The sequence below is a fragment of the Paenibacillus ginsengihumi DSM 21568 genome, from assembly GCF_000380965.1.
GTDB lineage: Bacteria > Bacillota > Bacilli > Paenibacillales > NBRC-103111 > Paenibacillus_G > Paenibacillus_G ginsengihumi.
The window spans coordinates 15,876-36,125 of the sequence record NZ_KB905599.1 but is presented as its reverse complement, the minus strand read 5'-3'; the positions used below and the strand labels follow the sequence as shown (position 1 = coordinate 36,125).

The following is a 20,250-nucleotide window of genomic DNA, read 5'->3' as shown; positions in this document are numbered from 1 at the left end:
TGCCTTTGCGAATGACCGAACGATCCGAACGGCAAATGGCGCAAGCCTGCTTGCGTGACTTTGGAACAACCTGAATATGGATCGTTTGCTCATCAATTTCCACAATCTGTTGAACATTTACCTCTGGTAAATTGACTAAAAGATCAGTATACTGGTTGTGCATCTGTCATTCCTCGAGTTGGATTGGTCGCACAACCATCTTATGGAATGTACAGATGTTTTTCAATTTTGGCTCTACATGTTGTCAAGCACTATGTTTGGTATAGAGCCAAAATACCTGTTATAAAGGGCGACAACAACGCCCGGATCAGCAGCGTTACAGAAATTCCGGCGGAATTCTCCGCGCAACGCCGCTGTCGATCGCCGCCTGGATGACCGCTCTCCGGACCGACGGCACGACCCGGTCGTTGAAGATGCTCGGGATGATATAATGCGGGTTCAGCTCCTCATCGGATACCGCTGCCGCTATAGACCGCGCCGCGGCCAGCTTCATCGCTTCGTTGATCTCGGCCGCGCGGCAGTCCAGGGCGCCCCGGAAGATGCCCGGGAAGCACAGCACGTTGTTCAGCTGGTTCGGGTAATCGCTCCGCCCGGTGCCGAGCACGGCGACGAGCGGCTCTGCTTCTTCCGGATCGATCTCCGGGTCCGGATTCGCCATGGCGAAGACGATCGGATCCGGCGCCATGCGGCGAATGTCCTCCCAGGTGAGCGCCCCCCTGGCCGATACGCCGATGAACACATCCGCTCCGGCTATCGCTTCGCCGAGCGAGCCTTCGATGCATTCCTCGTTCGTTCGGCTCGCCACCCAGTTCCACATCGGACGATCATACATGTTCGTCCGTACAAGCGCGCCGCAGCGGTCCACCGCCACGATTCGCCGGACGCCGGCGGCGAGCAGCATTTTAACGATGGACGTCCCCGCAGCGCCTATGCCGTTAACGACGACGCGCACCTCCTCCGCGCGCTTGCCGACGACCTTCAAGGCGTTGAGAAAGCCGGCCAGCACGACGACGGCCGTGCCGTGCTGGTCGTCATGAAAGACGGGAATGTCCAGCTCCCGCTTCAGCCGCTCCTCAATGCCGAAGCAATGCGGCGAGGCGATGTCCTCGAGATTGATGCCGCCGAATACAGGGGCAATCAGCTTTACGGTACGGACGATCTCGTCCGGGTCCTTGCTCGCGATGCAGATCGGGAACGCATCGACGCCGGCAAGCTGCTTGAACAGCATCGCCTTGCCTTCCATGACGGGCGTCGCCGCCGTCGGCCCGATGTCGCCGAGCCCGAGCACGGCCGAGCCGTCCGTCACGACGGCGACGGTGTTCCGCTTGAGCGTCAGCGAGTACGCTTTGCCCGGGTCCTCGTGGATCGCTCTGCACACCCGGGCGACGCCCGGCGTGTACACCTTCGACAAATCGTCGCGCGTCTTGATGCCGAGCTTCGGCTGCACCTCGATTTTGCCGCCGAGATGCGCCAGGAAGATCGGGTCCGAGACGTGAATCAGACGGACGCCCTCGACGGAGCGCACCGCCCGGACGACCTCCTCTTCCGCTCCGCCGTGCACGCCGACCGTAATGTCGCGGATCATCGATTCCTTCCCGGCGTGAATCGTATCGACGGCCAGGATGTCCCCCCCGGCCTGCCCGATGACGCGCGCGATATCGGCGAACGTTCCCGAAGATACGAGCCGTTCGATTCTCAGTATGATGGTTGAATATGCCGTCACTTCGGCTCCCCTCTTCCTTCGTCCGCTTTACAGCTTCATGACGATGATCCGCTCGTCCGTCATTTCCTCGATCGCGTAACGCGGCCCTTCCTTGCCGAGCCCGCTGTTTTTCGTCCCGCCGTACGGCATAGCGTCCGACCGGTACGTCGATACGTCGTTGATCATGACGCCGCCAAACTCCAGCTCATACACCGCCCGCATGGCAAGCGGCAGCGATGAGGTGAACAGGCCGGCCTGCAGGCCGAATTCGGAGTCGTTGACCTGGCGGAACACCTCGTCGACATCGTCGTAAGCGACGACATTGATGACCGGGCCGAACACTTCCTTGCACATGACCTTCATCGCCGCATCGACGTTCGTCAGCACCGTCGGCTGGAAAAACACGCCGTTGCGGCGGCCGCCGCACACGATGCGGGCGCCGGCAGCGACCGCCTCGCTGACCCATTCCTCGATGCGCCTTGCCTCCTTCTCCGAGATGAGCGGCCCGAGATCCGTCTCTTCCAGCTCCGGATCGCCCATCTTGATGCGCTCTGCGCAGTCGACGAGCTTCGCCACGAATTCGTCGAAAATATCGGCATGCACGTACAGCCGCTGCACCGAAATGCACGCCTGCCCGTTCGTCGCGGTAAATCCGCGCATGGCGCAAATTTGCGCGATGTCATCCAGATTGTCCGCGTCCTTGTGGACGATCGTCGGCGAGTTGCTGCCGAGCTCCAGCGTCACTTTGCGGATGCCTGTCGTCTGCTTGATATGCTTGCCGACGCCGAGGCTGCCCGTGAACGTATACATGTTAATGCGCTCATCCTCCAGCAAATACTGCCCGGTCTGCCCGCCGAGGCCGTTCACGACGTTCAGAAAGCCCGGAGGCAGCCCGGCTTCCCGCAGCACATCCGCCAGCATCATCACCGTGATCGGCGCGACCTCCGCGGGCTTCAGCACGACGGTGTTGCCGGCGGCGATGGCGGGAGCGATCTTGTGCGCGGTTAAGTTCAGCGGATTGTTGAACGGAGTGATCGCCCCGATGACGCCGACCGGCACGCGGACGGTGAAGGCCAGCCGGTTCTCATGACCGGCCAGACCGTCGATCGGGACGCCGTGCCCGGCGATCCGCTTCGCCTCCTCGGCGGAAATCGTCAGCGTGTTGATCAAACGGTCGACCTCGACCCGGCAATCGCGGATCGTCCGGCCGACCTCGCGCACCATCGAGCGCGCGAATTCCTCCCGCCGTTCCCGCACGAGCTGCGCCGCCTTAAGCAAAATGCCGCTTCGCTCGGTAGGCGTCAGCTTGGTCGTCCGGAATGTGCGCACCGCCTCTGCGACCGCTTCCGCGACCACTTCTCTGCTCGCGCAGCGAACATTCGCGAGCACTTCTCCGTTATATTTGTTGAAGACAGGGATGACCTCGCCCGAATAATCGATTCGCTCCCCTATGATGCTGCCAATCTCCCGCACCTGCTTGCTCACCCGTCATCCTCCTCTCGCAATCTCGCCATCTATTTTCTGCCCAGCAGCTGCTTCGCCTTCTGCTTGACGCTGTCGACGGACAACCCGTACCGCTCCAGCAGCTCATTGTTGGAGCCTGATTGGATGTTGATGTCCTGGACGCCGAGCCGCAGCATCGGCACCGGGCAATGCTCGACCAGCACCTCGGCCACGGCGCTGCCGAGCCCGCCGATCACGGTGTGCTCCTCCGTCGTCAGGATCGCGCCCGTGCGCTGTGCGGCCTCGACGATCGCCTCCGCGTCCAGCGGCTTGATCGACGGCAAATGCAGCACCGCCGCAGAGATGCCCTCGGCCTCCAGCTCCTTTGCCGCCTGCAGCGAGCGGTGCGTCTGCGTGCCGGAGGTGACGATCGTCAGATCGCTACCTTCCTTGAGGCGGACGCCTTTGCCGTGCTCGTAGCGATAGTCTTCGCCGACAATGGCGCCGACCGGGTCGCGGGCCACGCGGATGTAGACAGGGCCGTCGTACGCATTGGCCCACCTCATCATTGCGCGCAGCTCGGTCGTATCCCCGGGAGCGAGCACGGTCATATACGCCAGGCTCCGCATGATGGATACGTCTTCCGTCGCCTGGTGCGTCTTGCCCGCGCAGCCGTTAAGCAGGCCGCTGTAAGCGCCGATCAGCTTCACATCCATCTTCGGCTGCGCGACGACGACCTGGATCTGGTCGAGGCTTCGCTTGGTGAGAAACGCGGCGAACGTGGCCGCCCACGGCTGCAGGCCGACCGACGCCAGGCCGGCGGCGACGCCGATCATGTTCTGCTCGGCGATGCCCATCTGCAGCAATCGCTCCGGCAGCTGCGACGCCACTTTATCGATCTTCGTCGAGTTGGCCAGATCTCCGTCCAGCGCGTACACTCTCGCGTCGCTAAGGGCGATCGCCAGCAGCTCCTCGCCGAACGCGTCCCGCATCGCCTGTTGTTCCATCACGATTCCGCTCATCGGTCGTTCCCCCCTGTCGAAAGCTGTTCCAGCGCCAGCGCGAGCTCGGCGTCCGTCGGGATTCTCGAATGCCACAAATATTCGTTTTCCATGAAGCTGACGCCTTTGCCCTTCACGGTATGGGCGACGATGACCGTCGGCGTGCCTCGGTGAGCTTTCGCCGCGGCGCAGGCGTCGATGATCTGTTGAAAGTCATGCCCGTCGATCGCAAGCACGTTCCATCCGAACGCCTGCCATTTCTTCTCCGGATCGGCAATCGGCGCCAAGCGAGCCGTTCCTTCGCCCGCCCAGCCGAACTGCTGCAGCTTGTTGTAATCCATCAGCACGATCAGGTTGTCCAAGCCGTATCTTACCGCGACGTCGGCCGCCTCCCACACCTGGCCTTCCTGAACTTCGCCGTCGCCGACCATGCAGTAGGTCGTGAACGTCCGGCCCTGCAGCTTGGCGCCGAGCGCCATGCCGACCGCCGCGGAGATGCCTTGGCCGAGCGAGCCGGTCGACATATCGAGGCCGGGAAGGACGTTCATATCCGGATGTCCCTGAAGCCGCGAATCGATGCGGTCGAACGTCTTCAGCTCCTCCTCGGGAAGATAGCCCCGCTTCGCCATAACGCTGTACAAGGCGAGCGCCGAATGCCCCTTCGACAAGACGAAGCGGTCGCGCTCCTCCCAGCGCGGGTCATCCGGGCGGATGTTCATGATGTGAAAATAGAGCGCCACCAGCATATCCATGGCCGACAGCGGACCGCCGACGTGGCCCGCCTTGGCGTAATGAACGGTTTCGATCAGCAGTTTTCTGGCGGCGGCCGCAATTCGCTTCAGCTCCGGAATGTTCGCTTGCTGCATCGTTCTCCCTCCTCGTTATTGGTCCAGACGGTAACGGTTGATCGTTTCCCAATTGAGCCGGATGCCGAAGCCCGGATTGTTCGGAATCTCGTAATAACCGCCAACGAACGGATTGCGGTCTGCGATCATGCTGTAGAACATCGGGTCGCGATCCGGGTGGAACACTTCAAGGAACGTCCCTGTCGGCGCCGCGCCAAGCAGATGCGCCGAAATTTGCGGCTCCTCGTGGTGCGCCATCTCGAAGCCGAGGGCTGCCGCCGCGCCCGCTACCTGGCGCCATACGGTCGGGCCGCCGCTCCAGCTCGCGTCGTAGTTGCAGACATCGATGGAGCCGTTCGTCATCAGCTCGATGCATTTGGCCGGCGACACCTCGCTCTGACCGGCCGCCACCGGGATGCCCGACATCTGGCGAATATCCTTCATCGCATCCTTGTCGTAACTCCAGCGGCACGGCTCCTCGAACCAGCGGATTCCCAGATCGCGCACGCCGCTTGCGAACTTCAGCGCATCTGCGCGGGACCAGCCCTGGTTCGCGTCGACAGCGAGGATGAAGTCGTCGCCGGCTGCCTTGCGCGCGATCTCAACGCGCTTCACATCCACCTCCGGCGAACGTCCGCCGACCTTGAATTTGCAGGCCGCCGCGCCCATCGCTTTGTAGGTCTCGATATCGCTTACGATCGCCGCCTCGTCGACGTCGACGCCTTCCGTATAGTAGCCGCCGATGACCATGACCGGCAGCTTCGTCCGGGAGCCGCCCCACAGCTGGATCAGAGGCACCCCGAGCGTCTTGCCGATCGCATCGTGCACGGCGCTGTCGACGCAGGCGATCGCGTTGAGCGCGATTTTCCGGTCGGCCAAAATGTTATAGGTCAGCGGATAAATTTTGTCCCAGATGCCGTTCAGATCGAAAATGTTCTCCCCGACGATCAGCGGCTTGATCACATCCCGGATCATCTTCACGATGGCGTCCAGATGATCGATTTCGTCACCGTTGTAGATTTCTCCGACGATGTTGTCCTCCGTCGTAATGCGGGTAACGACGGTGACGCGATGAGACATGAAGTAATTGCTGCCCTTGTAAATTTTGTTGAGCGGCATTTTGACCGGAATCGCTTCTACGTTAATAATTTTCGATTGCATGGTTTCAGTCTCCTTTTTTGTATAAAGATCATATGAGCTGAATGAAAACGTTCGGTCACGTTTCCAGATCGCTAATGCGATTGATGTCGGCCTGCTTTCCGTTGAGCGCAAACGGATCATGAGAGCAGGTTTGGAATAAACAGAACGATTTGGGGGATATAAGTAACTAGGAACAAGACCAGCAGCAGGACGAGCAAAAACGGCAGCGACGCCCGCGTGTATTGTTCGATTTTGACGCCGGTGATCGAAGTCGTCACGAACATCATCGTCCCGAACGGCGGCGTAAATCCGGCAATCGTCAGGTTGATGCACATGATGATGCCGAAATGCACGAGATCGACGCCCAATGCCGCAGCGGCCGGGACAAGCAAGGGAGCCAGCATGACCATCGCCGCGCCGCCCTCCAAGAAACAGCCGACGACCAGCAGCAGCAAATTGATGATGAGCAGCAGCACGAACGGGTCGGAAATGTTGTTGATCAGCGCATCGGACACGATAAGCGGAATCCGCTCCCAGGTCAAATAGCTGCCGAACGCGTTGGCCGCTCCGATAATGAACATGACGCCCGCCGTTGCCATAATGGATTCCTTGATGATCGCGGGAATATCGCTCCATTTCAGCTTGCGATAAATAAATGCTCCGATAACGACCGCATAGAGCACCGACATGGCGCCGGCCTCGGTCGGCGTGAACATGCCGACGCGCAGTCCCATGATAATGCCGAACGGCAGCAGCAGAGCCCAGACGGAATCGAGCAGCTGCTTGAAAATTTCTTTGAGCGTAGCCCGCTTCTCGCGGATGGCTCCGTACCCTCTTTTTTTCGAAATGATGGCGACCGCGATCATGAGCCCCGCGCAAATCATCAGCCCCGGCAAATATCCCGCATAGAACATCTTGGCGATCGACACGTCCGACGCGATCGCATACAAAATCAGAATGATGCCCGGCGGAATGATCGGCGTGATGCAAGACGACGCTGCCGTCAGGGCGGTCGAGAACGCTTTGTCGTATCCGTTCTTCGTCATTTGGGGGACGAGAATTTTGGAATCCATCGCCGCATCGGCGTTCGCCGACCCGGATAGTCCGCCCATCAGCGTGCTTAACAGCACGTTCACCTGTCCCAGACTGCCTTTCATATGGCCTACCAGCGCCACGGCCAAAGCCATCAATCGATCCGTAATGCCGGCGTAATTAAAGACGACGCCCGCGCAGGCGAAGAACGGAATCGCCAAATACGGGAACGATTCGGTCGAGGTGACGAGCCGCTGGACGACCATCTCCACCGGCATCGTATCGTTAATAAACAGGAAATAGACGACCGTCACGATCAGCATGGAATACGCGACCGGGATGCGGATAAAAAACAGGACGAACAATAAGATCAAAGGAAGATACGAAACGAAGTCCATGTGATGATCTCCTCCTGCTGTGGACGCATGTTATTGCTGCTCATCCGGTGGGACAGTCACCCATTCCCCGCCGCGAAACGCCTCGATCAGGAAGCGGACCGAATGAACTGACATGATCGCAAAGGCCAATGTCGCGGAGATATACATATACGTATAGGGAATGTTGAGCGCCGCTGTCGTCCGAATCCAGCCGTCCACCGAAATTTCGATGCTCAGGTACAGGAGATACAGATTGCCCGCCAGCAGCAGCAGCGTATTTATGATTCTCGTAACGTGCCTGGCGCCTTTCGGCATCCGGTCGACGATAATGTCGATCGCTATGAGCGCATGCTTCCTGTAAAGAATGCAGACGCCGAAAAAGACGGTATACGCAAACCCGAAGTAAGCGATTTCTTCGGTAAAGACGAACGAGTAGCCCAGAAAAAACCGGGAGAGCACGTTGAGCACAACGATCGCTACCATGACCGAGAACGCTGTACCGCTGACGATCCATTCGAAATTTTGCCAAAACCGCTTCATCCTCTGCCTCCTCTCTCGTCTTCAGGATTGAGCGTTCTTTTCGCCTGTTTTACGCTGATTATTCGATGGCTTTCACCATGCTGTCGTAAAGGCCGGGCGACCATTCCGGAAACACTTCGCTGACTTTTTTGGATGCCTCAATAAATTCGTCCTTCTTCACTTCATTGAAGATGACGCCTTCCGCCTCCAGCTTGCCCCGGAACTCCTGCTCCAGATTCGAAATCAGTTCCACGCGCTTCGCCGGATAAGCGGAGCCGACCTCCTCGATCGCCTTCTGGGCTTCCGGCGGGAGGGAATCGAACACCTGCTTGGACATGACGATGGAGGTGGTCGCCACCAGATGGCCCGTAAGCGATACATGCTTTCGCGTTTCATGCAGCTTCGAGGAGTACAAGAGCGACAGCGGGGCCTCTGCACCATCGGCTACGCCCTGGGAAAGCGCGGTATACACTTCCGACCACGACGTGTTCGTCGGGTTGCCGCCGAGCGTCTTAGTTACTTCGTTCCACATTTTCGTAGGCGCGTTGCGGATTTTCATCCCCTTCGTATCCGCCCGCGTAACGACTTCGCGGTCAGACAGCAGATGTCTCGTTCCGAAATAGACCAACGTGACGATTTTCAAACCTTTCGCTTCCAAATCCTTGGATAACCGCTGGCCGACTTCGGATTTCCACGCCTTCTCGATATCTTCGGGCTTTTTGAACAAATACGGATGCATGAAGATCGAGAAGTCCGACACGTAATCCGACAAGTGGCTCGGATCGCTGTCCTGCAGGATCGGCGCCCCTTTGGAAATCGCTTCGATCATGTCCGTCGTTTTGCCGAGCGTCTCGGACGGATAAATTTCCACCTTGAGCGTGCCTTGCGACGCTTCCTCCAGCTGTTTCGCGAACTGCTGCCAATAGCCGAATGTCGCGTCGGTTTGCGAAAGCACCATGTTCATTTTCAGGGTCGTTTTCCCCTTCGCAGAGGAGCCGGACGAACCGTTCGTCCCGGAGCTCTGCGAACCGGCGCCGCCGCATGCGGACAGGAAAACCAGACATACGACGAGCGTTAGTGGCAACCATTTTCTCATTATGTTTGCTCCTTTCAGATGTTCCGCTTTATTGCCAAGCGGCCTGCAGGTAATAGGAGGCGTGCTCGCCTCAAGCAGCCGTTACCCGTTCGGATAGACGATCACTTTCACGCTGCTTTGCTTGTTCGTTCTTGCGCGTTCCAGCGCTTCGCCCGTATGCTTCAGGTCGTAAAAATCCGTCAGCAGCGCCTTCGCATCGAATGCGCCGGAGGCGAGAATGCCGATGCCGAGCGGATACGTATTCGCGTACCGGTAGGAAGGAGTCATCCGGATTTCGCCGAAAATCATCCGGGTCAGATCAATCGGAACCTTCTCTGCCGTCGGGAAGCCGATCGGCACGACCCTTCCCCCTCGGCGAAGCGCTTCCAAAATGCCGTTCAAAACTGCCGGATGGCCGGTCGTATCCAGCGCAATGTCGGCACCTTCGCCCTGCGTCGCCTGCTTCGCCGCCTCGCTGAGACTCTGTTCGGCCGCATGCACGACGTCCGTCGCTCCGAGCCTGCGCGCCAGTTCGAGGCGAAACGGCTCGATATCGGACGCAATGATGGTCGAAGCGCCGAACGTCTTGGCCGCCATCACCGCCGTCAGCCCGATCGGTCCGAGACCGGTTACGACCACCGTCATCCCCGGCTTCACCTCGCCCACCTGACAGGCGTGGATGCCGACGGACAGCGGTTCGATCAAGGTCGCTTCTTCGAACGACAGCTTCTCCGGAATCGGATGCAGCAGATGCTCCGGGTGAACGATGTACTGGGAGAACGCTCCGTCAACGGGCGGCGCCGACAGGAACGATACATTCGGACATATGTTGTATCGTCCCGTCTTGCAGTATTCGCACCGAAAGCAGGCGATGCCGGGTTCCACGGCGACCCTCGCCCCGACGCCGATGCCCCGGACTTCGCTGCCGACAGCGACCACGACGCCGGCGCATTCGTGCCCGAGCACAAACGGATATTCGACCTGCTTGCTGCCGATGCGGCCATGCTCGTAAAAATGAATGTCGGAGCCGCAGACGCCTACGGCCATCACCTGGACCAGCACGTCGCGGGGGCCGGGCTCAGGCAGCGGCCGCTCTTCGATCGCGATGTGCATGGGCGCGTCCAGCACGGCCGTCAAGCTTTTGCGCGGCCTCTCTGAATACGCTTTCATCAAATGCCTCCCTTATCCTGTTATCGTATTTCGTTATTCGTCGGCATACAGCAGCACTTTGCCGCCCAGCTTCCGCTCGCACAGATCGAACGCTTCCTTCCACTGGCTCAGCGGGAACTTATGCGTCACGATCCGCTCCAGCGGAATCGTGTTTTGCTCCAGGATGCGCGCCACCCGATCCCAGGTCGACAAGGAATGGCCGACGGAGCCGTACATCTCCAGCTGCTTGTATAAAATCGTGTCGTAATCGATCGAAACGGGCTTGCCGACGATGCCGACCTGGATATATTTGCCCAGCTTCTTCGCCGCTTTCAGGCAGCCTGCGATCGAGGCCGCAGCCCCCGCGCATTCGATCACGACATCCATGCCCCGGCCGCCCGTCGTTTCCTGGACAACCTGCTGCAAATCCTCGCGCAGCACGTCGACCACCCGGTCTGCTCCGAGCTCCCGGGCGAGCCTCAGACGCTCCGCATCGTCCGTCGTCCCGGCCACCGTCACCTTGATGCCCCGTCCAACGAGCAGCGCCAGACAAAGCAAGCCGATCGGGCCCGGCCCCGACACGAGCACCCGGTCGCCGGCGCGTATCGGCGTCAGCTCCTCCAGCGCGTTCACCGCGCAAGCGAGCGGCTCCGACATGGCCGCCGCCTCGAGCGAGACGTGATCCGGAATCGGATAGACCATATCCTCGCGGACAACCACGTATCGGGTGAAGCTTCCATGGACGCCGTAGCCCATCCCTCTGCGGCTCTCGCAAAACATATATTTGCCTTCCCGGCAGTACGGGCAGCTCCCGCATGTGACGGCCGTCGAGGGCAGCACCGTCACTCGCATGCCTGCGCGAAGCCTCTTGACAGCAGAGCCGGTTTCGACGATCACTCCCGAGAACTCATGCCCCAAAACGACGGGAGGGTAGCTCGCGAACGTGTCGTGCATAATATGCAGATCGGTGCCGCATATTCCCGAATAGCTCACCTCGATTTTGACGGAGTTCTCGGTACAAGCCGGTTCCTCGATCTCCTGCAATTCAACGTTTCCCGGTCCGCGGGCTTTCTTCACCACCGCCTGCACGCATACTCCTCCTTTGCTTCGGCAATCCTGCGTTCCTGCAACGATCCATTCATCTTATAGAAACGTTTCCATGAATTGCGAAAAAAAATTACCGTTTGCTGCATGACTCGCGAATGATGAATTCCGTCGGTATCGATAGCGGATTCTGTTTGCCGTACATGTCCGGCTTCTCGATATATTGAAGCAAAACGCGGGCCACCCCTGCGCCTATATCGAGCAGCGGCCGGCGGATGACAGTCACCGGAGGATTCAGCAGCTTCGTCAGCTCGTAGTCCTCAACCGTAATGATCGACAAATCTTTCGGGTATTCCAGGCCATTTTCCCTCATGACTTGAAGAATGCCGTGAAACATTTGATTGTTGAGCGAAATAACGGCTGTCACGCTGCCTCGCTGAATGTCCGGAAGCAGGTCCAGCATGACGTTGCGCCCGATATCGCTGGTGAAGCCGCCTTCTATGATGCGTGCGGAATCGAGCTTCTTCCCCGCTGCCTCGTAAGCTTCCTTGAATGCCGCCACGCTGATTCTCGTCGGGCGAATCTTGCCGCTGCCGCTGATCAGCGCGATGCCTTCATGGCCGAGCGAGAGCAAATATTCCGTCGCCCTCTTCACCGAATGGGAATAATCGATGACGACGCCTCCCGCCACTCCGGGAACATCGCGGTCCAATGTAACGATCGGCACCGATACTTTGGACAGCACCTTGTGCAATTGCTCGTCGTCTTCCCGGGGCACAGACAAAATGATCCCGTCGAACTTGCGTCCGGCCAGAAACGAATCGATCTTGCCCGCGGCATCCCGCTCGCCGACATCGCATAGCGAAAGCGTGTAGCCGGAATAGTCCAGCTCGTTCTGAATGCCTTTGGCGATCTGGGCGAATGCCACGTTCGAAATGTTGACGAACAAGGCGATGCTTCTGTACTTGTTGGACCTCATGCTTTGCGCAGTCTGGTTCGGGACGTACCCCAGCTTCTTAATGCTCTCGAAAATTTTCTGTTTCGTCTCGAGGCTGATGTTCGCCGATCCGTTAATGGCCCTCGATACCGTGCCCAGGCCGACTCCGGCATCCCGGGCTACGTCTTTAATCGTGACTTTCTTCTCCTGTGCCATCCAACCACCCTTCAACCCTTGGAAACGTTTCCTTGGACTTAGTATGCCATCGCCGATAATCAGTTGTCAAGAAATTTTTCTGACCGTTATTTTTTTGAATAAAACGCTGCGCACGCGACTCCAAAAGAGGCCCGCAAACGCATTAATACGCCAAAACGGCTCTCAGCTTGAGAGCCGCTTAAGGTTAGGGCTAGGCTTGCCGTTGGAGCAGAGATTGAGATTCAAAGCGTTGGATTCGTCAAAATAGGATTTGTCATCAGCGTTAGAGCTTAAGGCGATACCATAAGGCCTGCTGCTGGCCTCGGTTTATTTTGACAAGCGCGAATTTTGAACTTGAGTCGCTGCTTAAAATGACCGCGATTAGGGCGATTTTTACCTTTTCGGCTCTGTTATTGGAACTCGTGTATAAGTGCGACTATAATAAAATGAAAACAGGCCTTCGGAGAGGTATTCGGAAGAGTCTCAAAAAACGTGAGAGGTGATATTTATGGCACGCGTGTTACTGATCAACGGAGGTTCCGAAGGACATATCAATCCAACGCTCGGCGTCGTTCAAGAACTTGTCCGTCGCGGCGAAGAGGTGGTTTATTTCGCGGCGGAACCGTATCGCGATCGCATCGAGCAGACAGGCGCAAAAGTGATCACGTTCGATCTCGGCAAATTTTTGGAGGCGTTTCTTGCCGGAGGAAGAAGCCCCTGGGCTCGAGTGGGGGGACTGCTGCGCACCGCCGATATCGTCATTCCCAGTCTCCTGGAGCAAACCTCAGGAGAGCGTTTCGATTACATCATTCATGACTCGATGTTCGGCTGCGGGCGTTTGCTTGCACAAATTCTCGGCCTGCCGGCCATCAATTCCTGCACAAGCTTTGCCATGCAGCCAAATGTCTTCGATGGTCTGCAGGAGCGTCTCTCGCGCTCTTTTCCGGAAGATATGAACGAACGCGCCCGGCAGGAGTTTCAACAGCTGGTCAGCGATGTGCAGACGAAATACAACGTGCAAGTCGGCTCCGCCTACGAGGTTTTCTGGAATCCCGCGCCACTGACCATCGTCTATACATCGAAGCGTTTCCAGCCCGATGGCGAAAGCTTCGACGAGACGTACAAGTTTGTCGGACCGTCAATCGCGCCGCGCGCGCTCGCTCCATTCGATTTCTCTCAAGCGGACACAGATCGTCTGATTTACATCTCGCTCGGCACCGTGTTCAATCAGGCGGCGGATTTTTACAAGCTCTGTTTTGCGGCGTTCGCCGACACGAAGTACAGCGTCATTCTATCCGTCGGCAGTCAAACCCAGATTGAGGACTTGGGAGACATTCCTGCGAATTTTATCGTGCGCAGCTACGTGCCGCAGCTCGAAGTGCTGCAGCACGCCAAATTGTTTATCACTCACGGCGGCATGAACAGCGCCAGCGAAGGCCTCTATTATGGCGTGCCGCTGATTGTGCTTCCCCAGAGCGCCGATCAGCCTGTGATCGCGCGGCGCGTGGCTGAAGTCGGCGCCGGCATCCATTTGAATCCAGACGGCTTGACCGCGGAAACGCTTAGAGAGGCGGCGGAACGCGTCCTGGGCGATGTATCATTGCGGCAGGCAAGCGTTGAAATGGGCGATTCGTTCCGAGCCGCGGGCGGGCATCGTCAGGCCGTTGAAGAGATTTTTGCCTATAAACGAAGTCTGGGCATGACGAAATAATCGAGTCCGGCTCCCCATCGGTTACCGCTGTCTATCTTGTGGGAGGGGTAACCGATGGAGCTTCGGACGCATCATAAAGCTCAGCCCTCCTTGCCCCTTAACGAGCGATGCGCTCGACCACGGCTTGGGTAAACTCGGTCGTTGAAGCGGCTCCTCCCAAGTCCCTCGTCTTCGCCCCTTCAGCGAGCGCCTGGAAAATGCCGTTTTCCATTGTGCGAGCAACCTCGATGAGCCGCCTATCCTCATGACGATTCGCGAGCCAATCGAGCAGCATCACCGTCGAGAGCATGAGACCAACGGGATTGGCGATATTTTTCCCGGCAATATCCGGAGCCGATCCGTGAGCGGCTTGCGCCATGGCCTGATCTTCGCTCGTATTGATGGAAGGAGCCAGTCCCAGGCTGCCGACAAGCTCCCCTGCCAGATCCGAAAGAATGTCGCCGAACATGTTCTCCGTAACGATAACGTCAAAAAAATAAGCCCGCCGAACCAGATGTGCCGTCATGGCGTCAATATGGAAATCGTCCACCGCAACCTCCGGATATTGCTCCCCTACTTCGCGGCATACCTTCAGAAACAGCCCCGTTCCCAGCTTGATGACATTCGCTTTATGTACAATCGTCACTTTTTTGCGCCGCTGCATCGCCATTTTGAACGCGGTGTGGGCGATGCGTTCTACAGCCTTTCTTGTAAATACGCCGGCCGACACGACGACATCCGGAGTGATTTGCCATTCACCGACACCGATGACCATGTTGCGGTCGCAATAATAGCCTTCCGTATTTTCGCGGACGATGACGAGATCGGCTTCGCCAACAACGCTTTGTACGCCTTCCATCGTTTTGGCCGGACGAATGTTCGAATACAGATCGAAAACATGGCGCAGCTCGCCGCTCGGGTTGCGGTTTGTTTGATGCTGGGCAGGATATGCGGCAGAATCATGCGGTCCCATCAACCAGCCGTGCGTCTTCTTCAGTTCGTCTTTCGTCACTTGGGGAATCGGATCGCCATGCTTTTCGATCCCTTCCCAACCCATCGGCAGCTTCACCCAATCAAACTCAACCCCGCCCGCTTTATTCGCAGACGCCTCCAGAACTTCCACTGTCGCCTTTGTAATTTCAGGACCGATACCATCGCCATAAAGAACGCCAATCCGATAAACTGTCACCCGAATCACGATCCTCATTTTATTTTTTATATATTATACAACAGTATATCTGCGTAAAGCGAAGCGATCATTTCTCCTACGTCTTGGTACGGACTCTATCGCTATGCCCGATTATATTCATCTCCGCGCGCGACAGTCAGATGGATCAGGTCACTGATTGTGCCGCGATGCGACACGTCTCCTCAAAAAGCCCAGTCCTCAGGCGGACCGGGCAACGTATCCTGCGAATTTACGCGATAGCCGATCTGATCTGCGCGGTATAGAAATAGCGAACGACGAAGAAGTAAAGGACCTGGATGACCAGAAACACGCCGAGCACCACCGCCGATTCGACAACCAGATTGTAGAAGAACATATGGGACAGCGCCGTCAGGGCCACCGCTCCGTGGATCAGCGCAACGACGATCGGAGCGAAGAACAATATTGCGAGTTGTTTCGTCAGCACTTTACCCAGCTCTTTGTCGCTTAAGCCCAGCTTGGCGATCGAACCGAACTTCTGCTTGTCCCCGTCCAAATCCATATATAGACGGAAATACAGGAAGCTGCCGGCCGATACGAAAAAGACGAGCCCAACAAACAGTCCGACAAACAACACAGGCGCGTAATCTTTATTCATTCGGTATACTTCGTAATCGACCGAGGTAACCACGTTCGGCGGCAGCTGCGCCAGCAGCTCCCGGACGACGGCCAGCATGTGCCGCTCCTCTTCCGAAGACTGCCAGGCATGATAGTACCGTGCATCGACAGGGGCGGGAAGCCGTTCGAAAGCAGCGTCGGGGACGACGTAATAGAAAGGCCCCGGCAGCGCTCTTGAGTTCACGGTCCGTTCCGCCAGCAAGGCTTCGCCGGACGCCAGCCCGATCGTCCTGCTGAGCGGTGCTCCGGCCTGGCCGTATGGCAGTCCCGCAAATTCGACGACGGCGGCCTCCCCTTCTCCCAGCTCCATGGCATCCTCTCCGATCAGCGCGGCGAAACGGTTGTAATCCGACTGCTTCGCAATCATCGTCCGCCTCCCGCCGATGTCGTAGTAGCTCATCGTCATCGCCGCTTCCTCGCCCTGGATGCCCGCCTTGCGCAACGCTTCCCGAATCACAGCCAGATGCTGCTCTGAAAATTCGTCCTCCTTGTAGACGAGGGTGTTGGGATACGCTATTTTCGTACTGTCCGTAGCGAAGCTCTGAAACCCGTACAGCGTGCCGATCGCGCTGAAGGCCGTCGTGGACACCATCGCCACCATGAAGAAGGTGCGGGCGTTATCCTTCATGCGGAAGGATAGATCCGCAAACAGCAGCATGTTCGTCTTCCGCCAGAAGAACGATTCCCGCTTCTTCAGCCGGCGAATGACATAGACGCTCAGCTGCGTGAACAATAAGTACGTCCCGGCGGTGACGACGCAGACAACCGGCACCAATGCCGCTATCACCCCCAATCCTTTCACAATCAGCGCCCCGGCATAGCCGCTGCCCAGCAGCAGCACGGCCGCCAGAGTCAGGAGCAGATTCGCCTTGGGCTCTCCCTTCGACTGCTTGTCGCCCTTGATGAGCTCGATGAGCTTGCGGCTGCGCAGCACATAGGAGACGAACACGGATATGCAGAAGAACAGGGCAAGAAAGCAGATCAGCGACTGCTTCACAGCCTGTCCGGGAAAATAAAAGTACAGCCGGCTCTCGAGAACGAGCGCATTCTCCGCAAGCAAAAGGATGGCCTTGGCAAAGACGAGCCCGAGCAGGATGCCGCCCAGCGTGGCAAAGAAGCCGATGATCATATTTTCTAGAAACACCATCCAGCGAATTTGCCGCATAGACATCCCCTGAAGCATCAGCAGCCCGAATTCTCTTTTGCGGGAATGCAGAAAGGAGCTCATCGAATACAGCACGAAGAAAAAGGAAAAGACATAGATGATGCCCGCGGCCGTATTCATGCCGAATCTTACGTTGCCGTTGAGATGGCCTTCGCCTAATTCCGGATGATAAGCAAAAATAGCAAACGTGAAGAACACCATCACCGTGAACAGGCTGCTTAGGAAATAAGCCGCGTACAGCCTTTTGTTGCGGTAAATATTGTTAAACGCGAACTTGCGAAAGGTCATGTCCGTTCCCTCCCAGCAAAGAAAGCGTATCGATGATTTTCTGGAAAAAGGCTTGCCGGCTGCTGCCCCGATGAATTTCCGAGTAAAATTTGCCGTCGCGAATAAAGACTACCCGGTGGCAATAGCTGGCCGACACGGGATCGTGGGTGACGAGCATCATCGTCGTTCGTTCCGTGCGGTTGATGGCGTCGAGCATCTCCATCACATCCCCCGACGCCTTCGAGTCGAGATTGCCCGTCGGCTCGTCGGCGAGCAGCAGGCTGGGCGAATGGATCATCGCCCGGGCGACGGCCGCCCGTTGCGCCTGGCCGCCGGAGATTTCGTACGTGCGCTTGTTCAGAATGCCGGTAATGCCGAGCTTTTCCGCGATGTCATGCGCCTTCTGCTTCATTTCCTTCACGCTTTTGCCGTCCAGCGTCATCGGCAGCACGATATTTTCCTCAACGGTTAAGGTGTGCAGCAGGTTGAAGTCCTGAAAAACAAAGCCGAGCTCGCGCCGCCGGAACTTGGCCAGCTGCTCCTTCTTCAGCTTGTGCGGATTGACGCCGTTGATCGTAATTTCGCCGGTCGTCGGCTCGTCGATCGTGGCGATCAGGTTCAGCAGCGTCGTCTTGCCGCTTCCCGACGGCCCCATGACGCCGACGAACTCGCCGCTCTCTATGGTCAGATCGATATCGGTCAAAGCGCGGTAGGCTACTTTCCCTTCGTACACCTTGCTCACTTGCTTCACCAGCAGCATGACAAATCCTCTCCCTTCCTTGCATAGCCTGCGAAAGCCGAACCTAGTTTTTACGCGCGGAGCGCCGCATGACATATGCTTCTTCCCGGCGCATGTCCCGCTGCGGCCAGGCCGCGCTGATCGTGCTTGCGTTCAACTTATGCAGGTATGCCGCGATCTTCCTGAACCAGCATACCGCTTCCGGCCCGGGCTGCGCTATCGATCTTGCTTTCAGTTTGCTTACAAGCCTGTAAGGTTTTGCGCGGCGCTGAAGATGACGCGAAACGTCGTTCCGCGGGATACCTGCGATTCGAACTCGATGCGATGTCCGAGATGCTCGGCGGCCTCCTTCGTCAAATATAAGCCCATCCCCGTCGATTCCCTGAACGCGCGGCCGTTCTCGCCGGTAAAGAACGGGTCGAAGATTCGCCGCTTGTCCGCATCCGGAATCCCGACGCCGAAGTCCTTCACTTCCAGCACAGCCTCCCTCCCCCGCTCATAGATCGAGATGACGATGTGCCGGCTGCGGCCTCTCGAGTATTTGACGGCGTTATGAATCAGCTGGGTCAGGATGAATACGAGCCATTTCTCGTCGCTTTCCACCGTGATGCCGGGTCTTTCTTCCTGCAGCTTGGGATACACTTGATTGCGGATGTAAAAGCGCTTGTGCTCGCCGTTCACTTCGCTTGCAATCTTGGACAGCGACACCGGCTTGATGTGAAAGTCGCGCTCGATCGAGCGCAGCCGCGCCATGTACAGGATCGTATTGAGCCCTGTCTTCATCCGGTCGATCTCCTCGCGAATGCTGGAGGAATCCGGCTCGTCCAGGCCTTGCGCCGTCAGCTCGATCACCGACAGCGGCGTTTTCATCTGGTGCACCCATTGCTCCATGAACGTCAGATGCTGCCGCTGCTGGTTCTCCAGCGATTTGATGCGCTGCTGGTACAGCTTGTATTGGTCGCGCAGCAGCCTATCCAGTGCGCTGGAGAGCGGGCCTGCTGCGGTTTGCCGCAGCGAATCGTCCAGCGATTCCAGCGGCCGGCTGAGCCGCTCGTAGAACGGCCGACGGCTTAAGTAAATGTAGCTCAAATAGCAGCCCAGAAAGAAAAAGCCGAGGAAAGCCGCATACAAAGCCGGTCCTGTCGCGCGGTAGCCGTCCAGCCAGAAAATGGCGAGCATGACTGTAAACTGCACGGCCTGTACGCCGATGAGCAAAGCGTGCTCCCGCCAAAACAGCTTCATGCTTCGCCCTCCTCGGACCAGGAGACGCTGAGCCGGTAGCCTACGCCTCGCACCGTTTCCACGGCATCGTGGATGCCGAGCTCCTGGAGCTTCTTCCGGACTCGGGTCATATTGACGTTCAATGTATTTTCATCCACGTAAGTATGCTCGTCCCACAGCTTTTCCAGCAAATCTTCCCGCCCGGCAACGCGCGGATACCGCTTCAACAAAAATTCCATAATATCCGCTTCTTTCCTGGATAACGCGGCCGTTTTGCCGCCGAAAGAAAGCAGCAACCGCTCCGGGTACAGCCTAAGCCCCGCCGTCTCGACTACCCGCTCCCCGACCTGAGCGGCATATTCGCCGTAGGCCCGGCGGATTTGGCTTCTGATCTTGGCCATAATGACCTCGATATGGAACGGCTTCGTCATATAGTCGTCGCCGCCGTTTTCAAGCGCCATCACCTGATCCATCTCGCCGATTCTGGCGGACAGGAAGATGACCGGACAGATCGACTCCTTGCGGATCTGTCTGCACCAGTAGTAGCCGTCATAGCTTGGCAGATTGACATCGAGCAGCACCAAGTCCGGCGCCTGCTCGCGGAAATGCTCCATCAGGCGGTCAAAATCGGTCACCGCGGTCACCTGGTACCCGTATTTCTCGATATGCGCTTGCAGATGTCCGGCAATTTTCGGGTCGTCTTCCACAATCATGATTTTGTGCAAGTCGCTCAACTCCTTCGCTCAAAATCATTATGGCACAGAAGCAAAAACGTCCACAACTGCCGCCAAAGCCGCACGCGCTTCGCCGGACTCGTCTCGGCAACCATGCAAAAAAGCCCTTGAATCGTCGCTAGGGACAATTCAAGAGCTTGTTCATCGCTT

General features: G+C 57.7%; 18 protein-coding genes and 1 pseudogene. 2 read left to right on the top strand and 17 right to left on the bottom strand.

What is annotated here, in order from left to right; all coding sequences use genetic code 11:
* The 12 genes and pseudogenes from F591_RS33640 to F591_RS0120395 all read right to left on the bottom strand — a co-directional run.
* Window positions 1–163, bottom strand: a pseudogene (locus F591_RS33640) (ISL3 family transposase); the annotation flags it as partial.
* Between the two features lie 153 nt (window positions 164–316).
* Window positions 317–1,723, bottom strand: a complete 1,407-nt coding sequence (locus F591_RS0120445; protein ID WP_019536481.1) for an NAD-dependent malic enzyme — start codon at window positions 1,721–1,723, stop codon at window positions 317–319.
* A gap of 27 nt (window positions 1,724–1,750) precedes the next feature.
* Entirely contained in the window at window positions 1,751–3,187 is a 1,437-nt protein-coding gene (locus F591_RS0120440) for an aldehyde dehydrogenase family protein (protein ID WP_019536480.1), read from the bottom strand.
* Between the two features lie 29 nt (window positions 3,188–3,216).
* Window positions 3,217–4,167, bottom strand: coding sequence for a transketolase family protein (locus tag F591_RS0120435; protein WP_019536479.1), 951 nt, complete (start codon window positions 4,165–4,167; stop codon window positions 3,217–3,219).
* Complete coding sequence (locus F591_RS0120430; protein WP_019536478.1) at window positions 4,164–5,012, bottom strand: transketolase; 849 nt, start codon at window positions 5,010–5,012, stop codon at window positions 4,164–4,166. The genes F591_RS0120435 and F591_RS0120430 overlap by 4 nt, the downstream gene beginning before the upstream one ends.
* A 15-nt stretch (window positions 5,013–5,027) precedes the next feature.
* Window positions 5,028–6,152, bottom strand: a complete 1,125-nt coding sequence (locus tag F591_RS0120425) for a mandelate racemase/muconate lactonizing enzyme family protein (RefSeq protein WP_019536477.1) — start codon at window positions 6,150–6,152, stop codon at window positions 5,028–5,030.
* Window positions 6,153–6,268: 116 nt separating this feature from the next.
* Window positions 6,269–7,561, bottom strand: a complete 1,293-nt coding sequence (locus F591_RS0120420) for a TRAP transporter large permease (RefSeq protein ID WP_019536476.1) — start codon at window positions 7,559–7,561, stop codon at window positions 6,269–6,271.
* Between the two features lie 30 nt (window positions 7,562–7,591).
* Complete coding sequence (locus F591_RS0120415; protein WP_019536475.1) at window positions 7,592–8,080, bottom strand: TRAP transporter small permease; 489 nt, start codon at window positions 8,078–8,080, stop codon at window positions 7,592–7,594.
* 58 nt (window positions 8,081–8,138) lie between these two features.
* Complete coding sequence (locus F591_RS0120410) at window positions 8,139–9,155, bottom strand: DctP family TRAP transporter solute-binding subunit (RefSeq protein ID WP_019536474.1); 1,017 nt, start codon at window positions 9,153–9,155, stop codon at window positions 8,139–8,141.
* Between the two features lie 81 nt (window positions 9,156–9,236).
* Complete coding sequence (locus tag F591_RS0120405; RefSeq protein ID WP_019536473.1) at window positions 9,237–10,304, bottom strand: NAD(P)-dependent alcohol dehydrogenase; 1,068 nt, start codon at window positions 10,302–10,304, stop codon at window positions 9,237–9,239.
* A gap of 33 nt (window positions 10,305–10,337) precedes the next feature.
* Entirely contained in the window at window positions 10,338–11,372 is a 1,035-nt protein-coding gene (locus F591_RS0120400; protein WP_019536472.1) for a zinc-dependent alcohol dehydrogenase, read from the bottom strand.
* A gap of 88 nt (window positions 11,373–11,460) precedes the next feature.
* Window positions 11,461–12,480 (bottom strand): LacI family DNA-binding transcriptional regulator, encoded by a 1,020-nt coding sequence (locus tag F591_RS0120395; protein ID WP_019536471.1) that lies wholly within the window; start codon window positions 12,478–12,480, stop codon window positions 11,461–11,463.
* Window positions 12,481–12,967: 487 nt separating this feature from the next.
* On the opposite strand from F591_RS0120395, the gene F591_RS0120390 reads away from it, so the two are divergent.
* Window positions 12,968–14,170, top strand: coding sequence for a macrolide family glycosyltransferase (locus F591_RS0120390; RefSeq protein WP_019536470.1), 1,203 nt, complete (start codon window positions 12,968–12,970; stop codon window positions 14,168–14,170).
* A 97-nt stretch (window positions 14,171–14,267) separates the two neighbouring features.
* Here F591_RS0120390 and F591_RS0120385 read toward each other — a convergent pair whose 3' ends face one another.
* The 3 genes from F591_RS0120385 to F591_RS0120375 all read right to left on the bottom strand — a co-directional run bounded on the left by F591_RS0120385 (window position 14,268) and on the right by F591_RS0120375 (window position 18,166).
* Window positions 14,268–15,338 carry an isocitrate/isopropylmalate dehydrogenase family protein gene (locus F591_RS0120385; RefSeq protein WP_026326768.1) on the bottom strand — a complete coding sequence of 357 codons (1,071 nt, stop codon included), beginning with the start codon at window positions 15,336–15,338 and terminating at the stop codon, window positions 14,268–14,270.
* A 229-nt stretch (window positions 15,339–15,567) separates the two neighbouring features.
* A complete protein-coding gene (locus tag F591_RS0120380; RefSeq protein WP_019536468.1) occupies window positions 15,568–17,427 on the bottom strand; it encodes an ABC transporter permease in 1,860 nt (619 codons plus the stop codon).
* Window positions 17,402–18,166 carry an ABC transporter ATP-binding protein gene (locus F591_RS0120375; protein ID WP_019536467.1) on the bottom strand — a complete coding sequence of 255 codons (765 nt, stop codon included), beginning with the start codon at window positions 18,164–18,166 and terminating at the stop codon, window positions 17,402–17,404. Before F591_RS0120375 ends, F591_RS0120380 begins: the two co-directional genes overlap by 26 nt.
* A 68-nt stretch (window positions 18,167–18,234) precedes the next feature.
* Between F591_RS0120375 and F591_RS31635 the strand changes: the two genes are divergently transcribed.
* Window positions 18,235–18,399, top strand: coding sequence for a hypothetical protein (locus F591_RS31635; RefSeq protein ID WP_019536466.1), 165 nt, complete (start codon window positions 18,235–18,237; stop codon window positions 18,397–18,399).
* Here F591_RS31635 and F591_RS0120365 read toward each other — a convergent pair.
* Both F591_RS0120365 and F591_RS0120360 read right to left on the bottom strand, forming a co-directional pair.
* Entirely contained in the window at window positions 18,386–19,387 is a 1,002-nt protein-coding gene (locus F591_RS0120365; protein WP_019536465.1) for a sensor histidine kinase, read from the bottom strand. The genes F591_RS31635 and F591_RS0120365 overlap by 14 nt on opposite strands.
* Complete coding sequence (locus F591_RS0120360; RefSeq protein WP_019536464.1) at window positions 19,384–20,091, bottom strand: response regulator transcription factor; 708 nt, start codon at window positions 20,089–20,091, stop codon at window positions 19,384–19,386. Before F591_RS0120360 ends, F591_RS0120365 begins: the two co-directional genes overlap by 4 nt.
* Window positions 20,092–20,250: the final 159 nt, after the last annotated feature.

Excerpts from the sequence above, each read along its gene's own strand:
- F591_RS0120430 (WP_019536478.1), bottom strand. The coding sequence starts at position 5,012 with ATGCAGCAAGCGAACATTCCGGAGCTGAAGCGAATTGCGGCCGCCGCC.
- F591_RS0120435 (WP_019536479.1), bottom strand. The coding sequence starts at position 4,167 with ATGAGCGGAATCGTGATGGAACAACAGGCGATGCGGGACGCGTTCGGC.
- F591_RS0120415 (WP_019536475.1), bottom strand. The coding sequence starts at position 8,080 with ATGAAGCGGTTTTGGCAAAATTTCGAATGGATCGTCAGCGGTACAGCG.
- F591_RS0120380 (WP_019536468.1), bottom strand. The coding sequence starts at position 17,427 with ATGACCTTTCGCAAGTTCGCGTTTAACAATATTTACCGCAACAAAAGG.
- F591_RS0120405 (WP_019536473.1), bottom strand. The coding sequence starts at position 10,304 with ATGAAAGCGTATTCAGAGAGGCCGCGCAAAAGCTTGACGGCCGTGCTG.
- F591_RS0120390 (WP_019536470.1), top strand. The coding sequence starts at position 12,968 with ATGGCACGCGTGTTACTGATCAACGGAGGTTCCGAAGGACATATCAAT.
- F591_RS0120420 (WP_019536476.1), bottom strand. The coding sequence starts at position 7,561 with ATGGACTTCGTTTCGTATCTTCCTTTGATCTTATTGTTCGTCCTGTTT.
- F591_RS0120395 (WP_019536471.1), bottom strand. The coding sequence starts at position 12,480 with ATGGCACAGGAGAAGAAAGTCACGATTAAAGACGTAGCCCGGGATGCC.
- F591_RS0120425 (WP_019536477.1), bottom strand. The coding sequence starts at position 6,152 with ATGCAATCGAAAATTATTAACGTAGAAGCGATTCCGGTCAAAATGCCG.
- F591_RS0120365 (WP_019536465.1), bottom strand. The coding sequence starts at position 19,387 with ATGAAGCTGTTTTGGCGGGAGCACGCTTTGCTCATCGGCGTACAGGCC.
- F591_RS31635 (WP_019536466.1), top strand. The coding sequence starts at position 18,235 with ATGACATATGCTTCTTCCCGGCGCATGTCCCGCTGCGGCCAGGCCGCG.
- F591_RS0120410 (WP_019536474.1), bottom strand. The coding sequence starts at position 9,155 with ATGAGAAAATGGTTGCCACTAACGCTCGTCGTATGTCTGGTTTTCCTG.
- F591_RS0120375 (WP_019536467.1), bottom strand. The coding sequence starts at position 18,166 with ATGCTGCTGGTGAAGCAAGTGAGCAAGGTGTACGAAGGGAAAGTAGCC.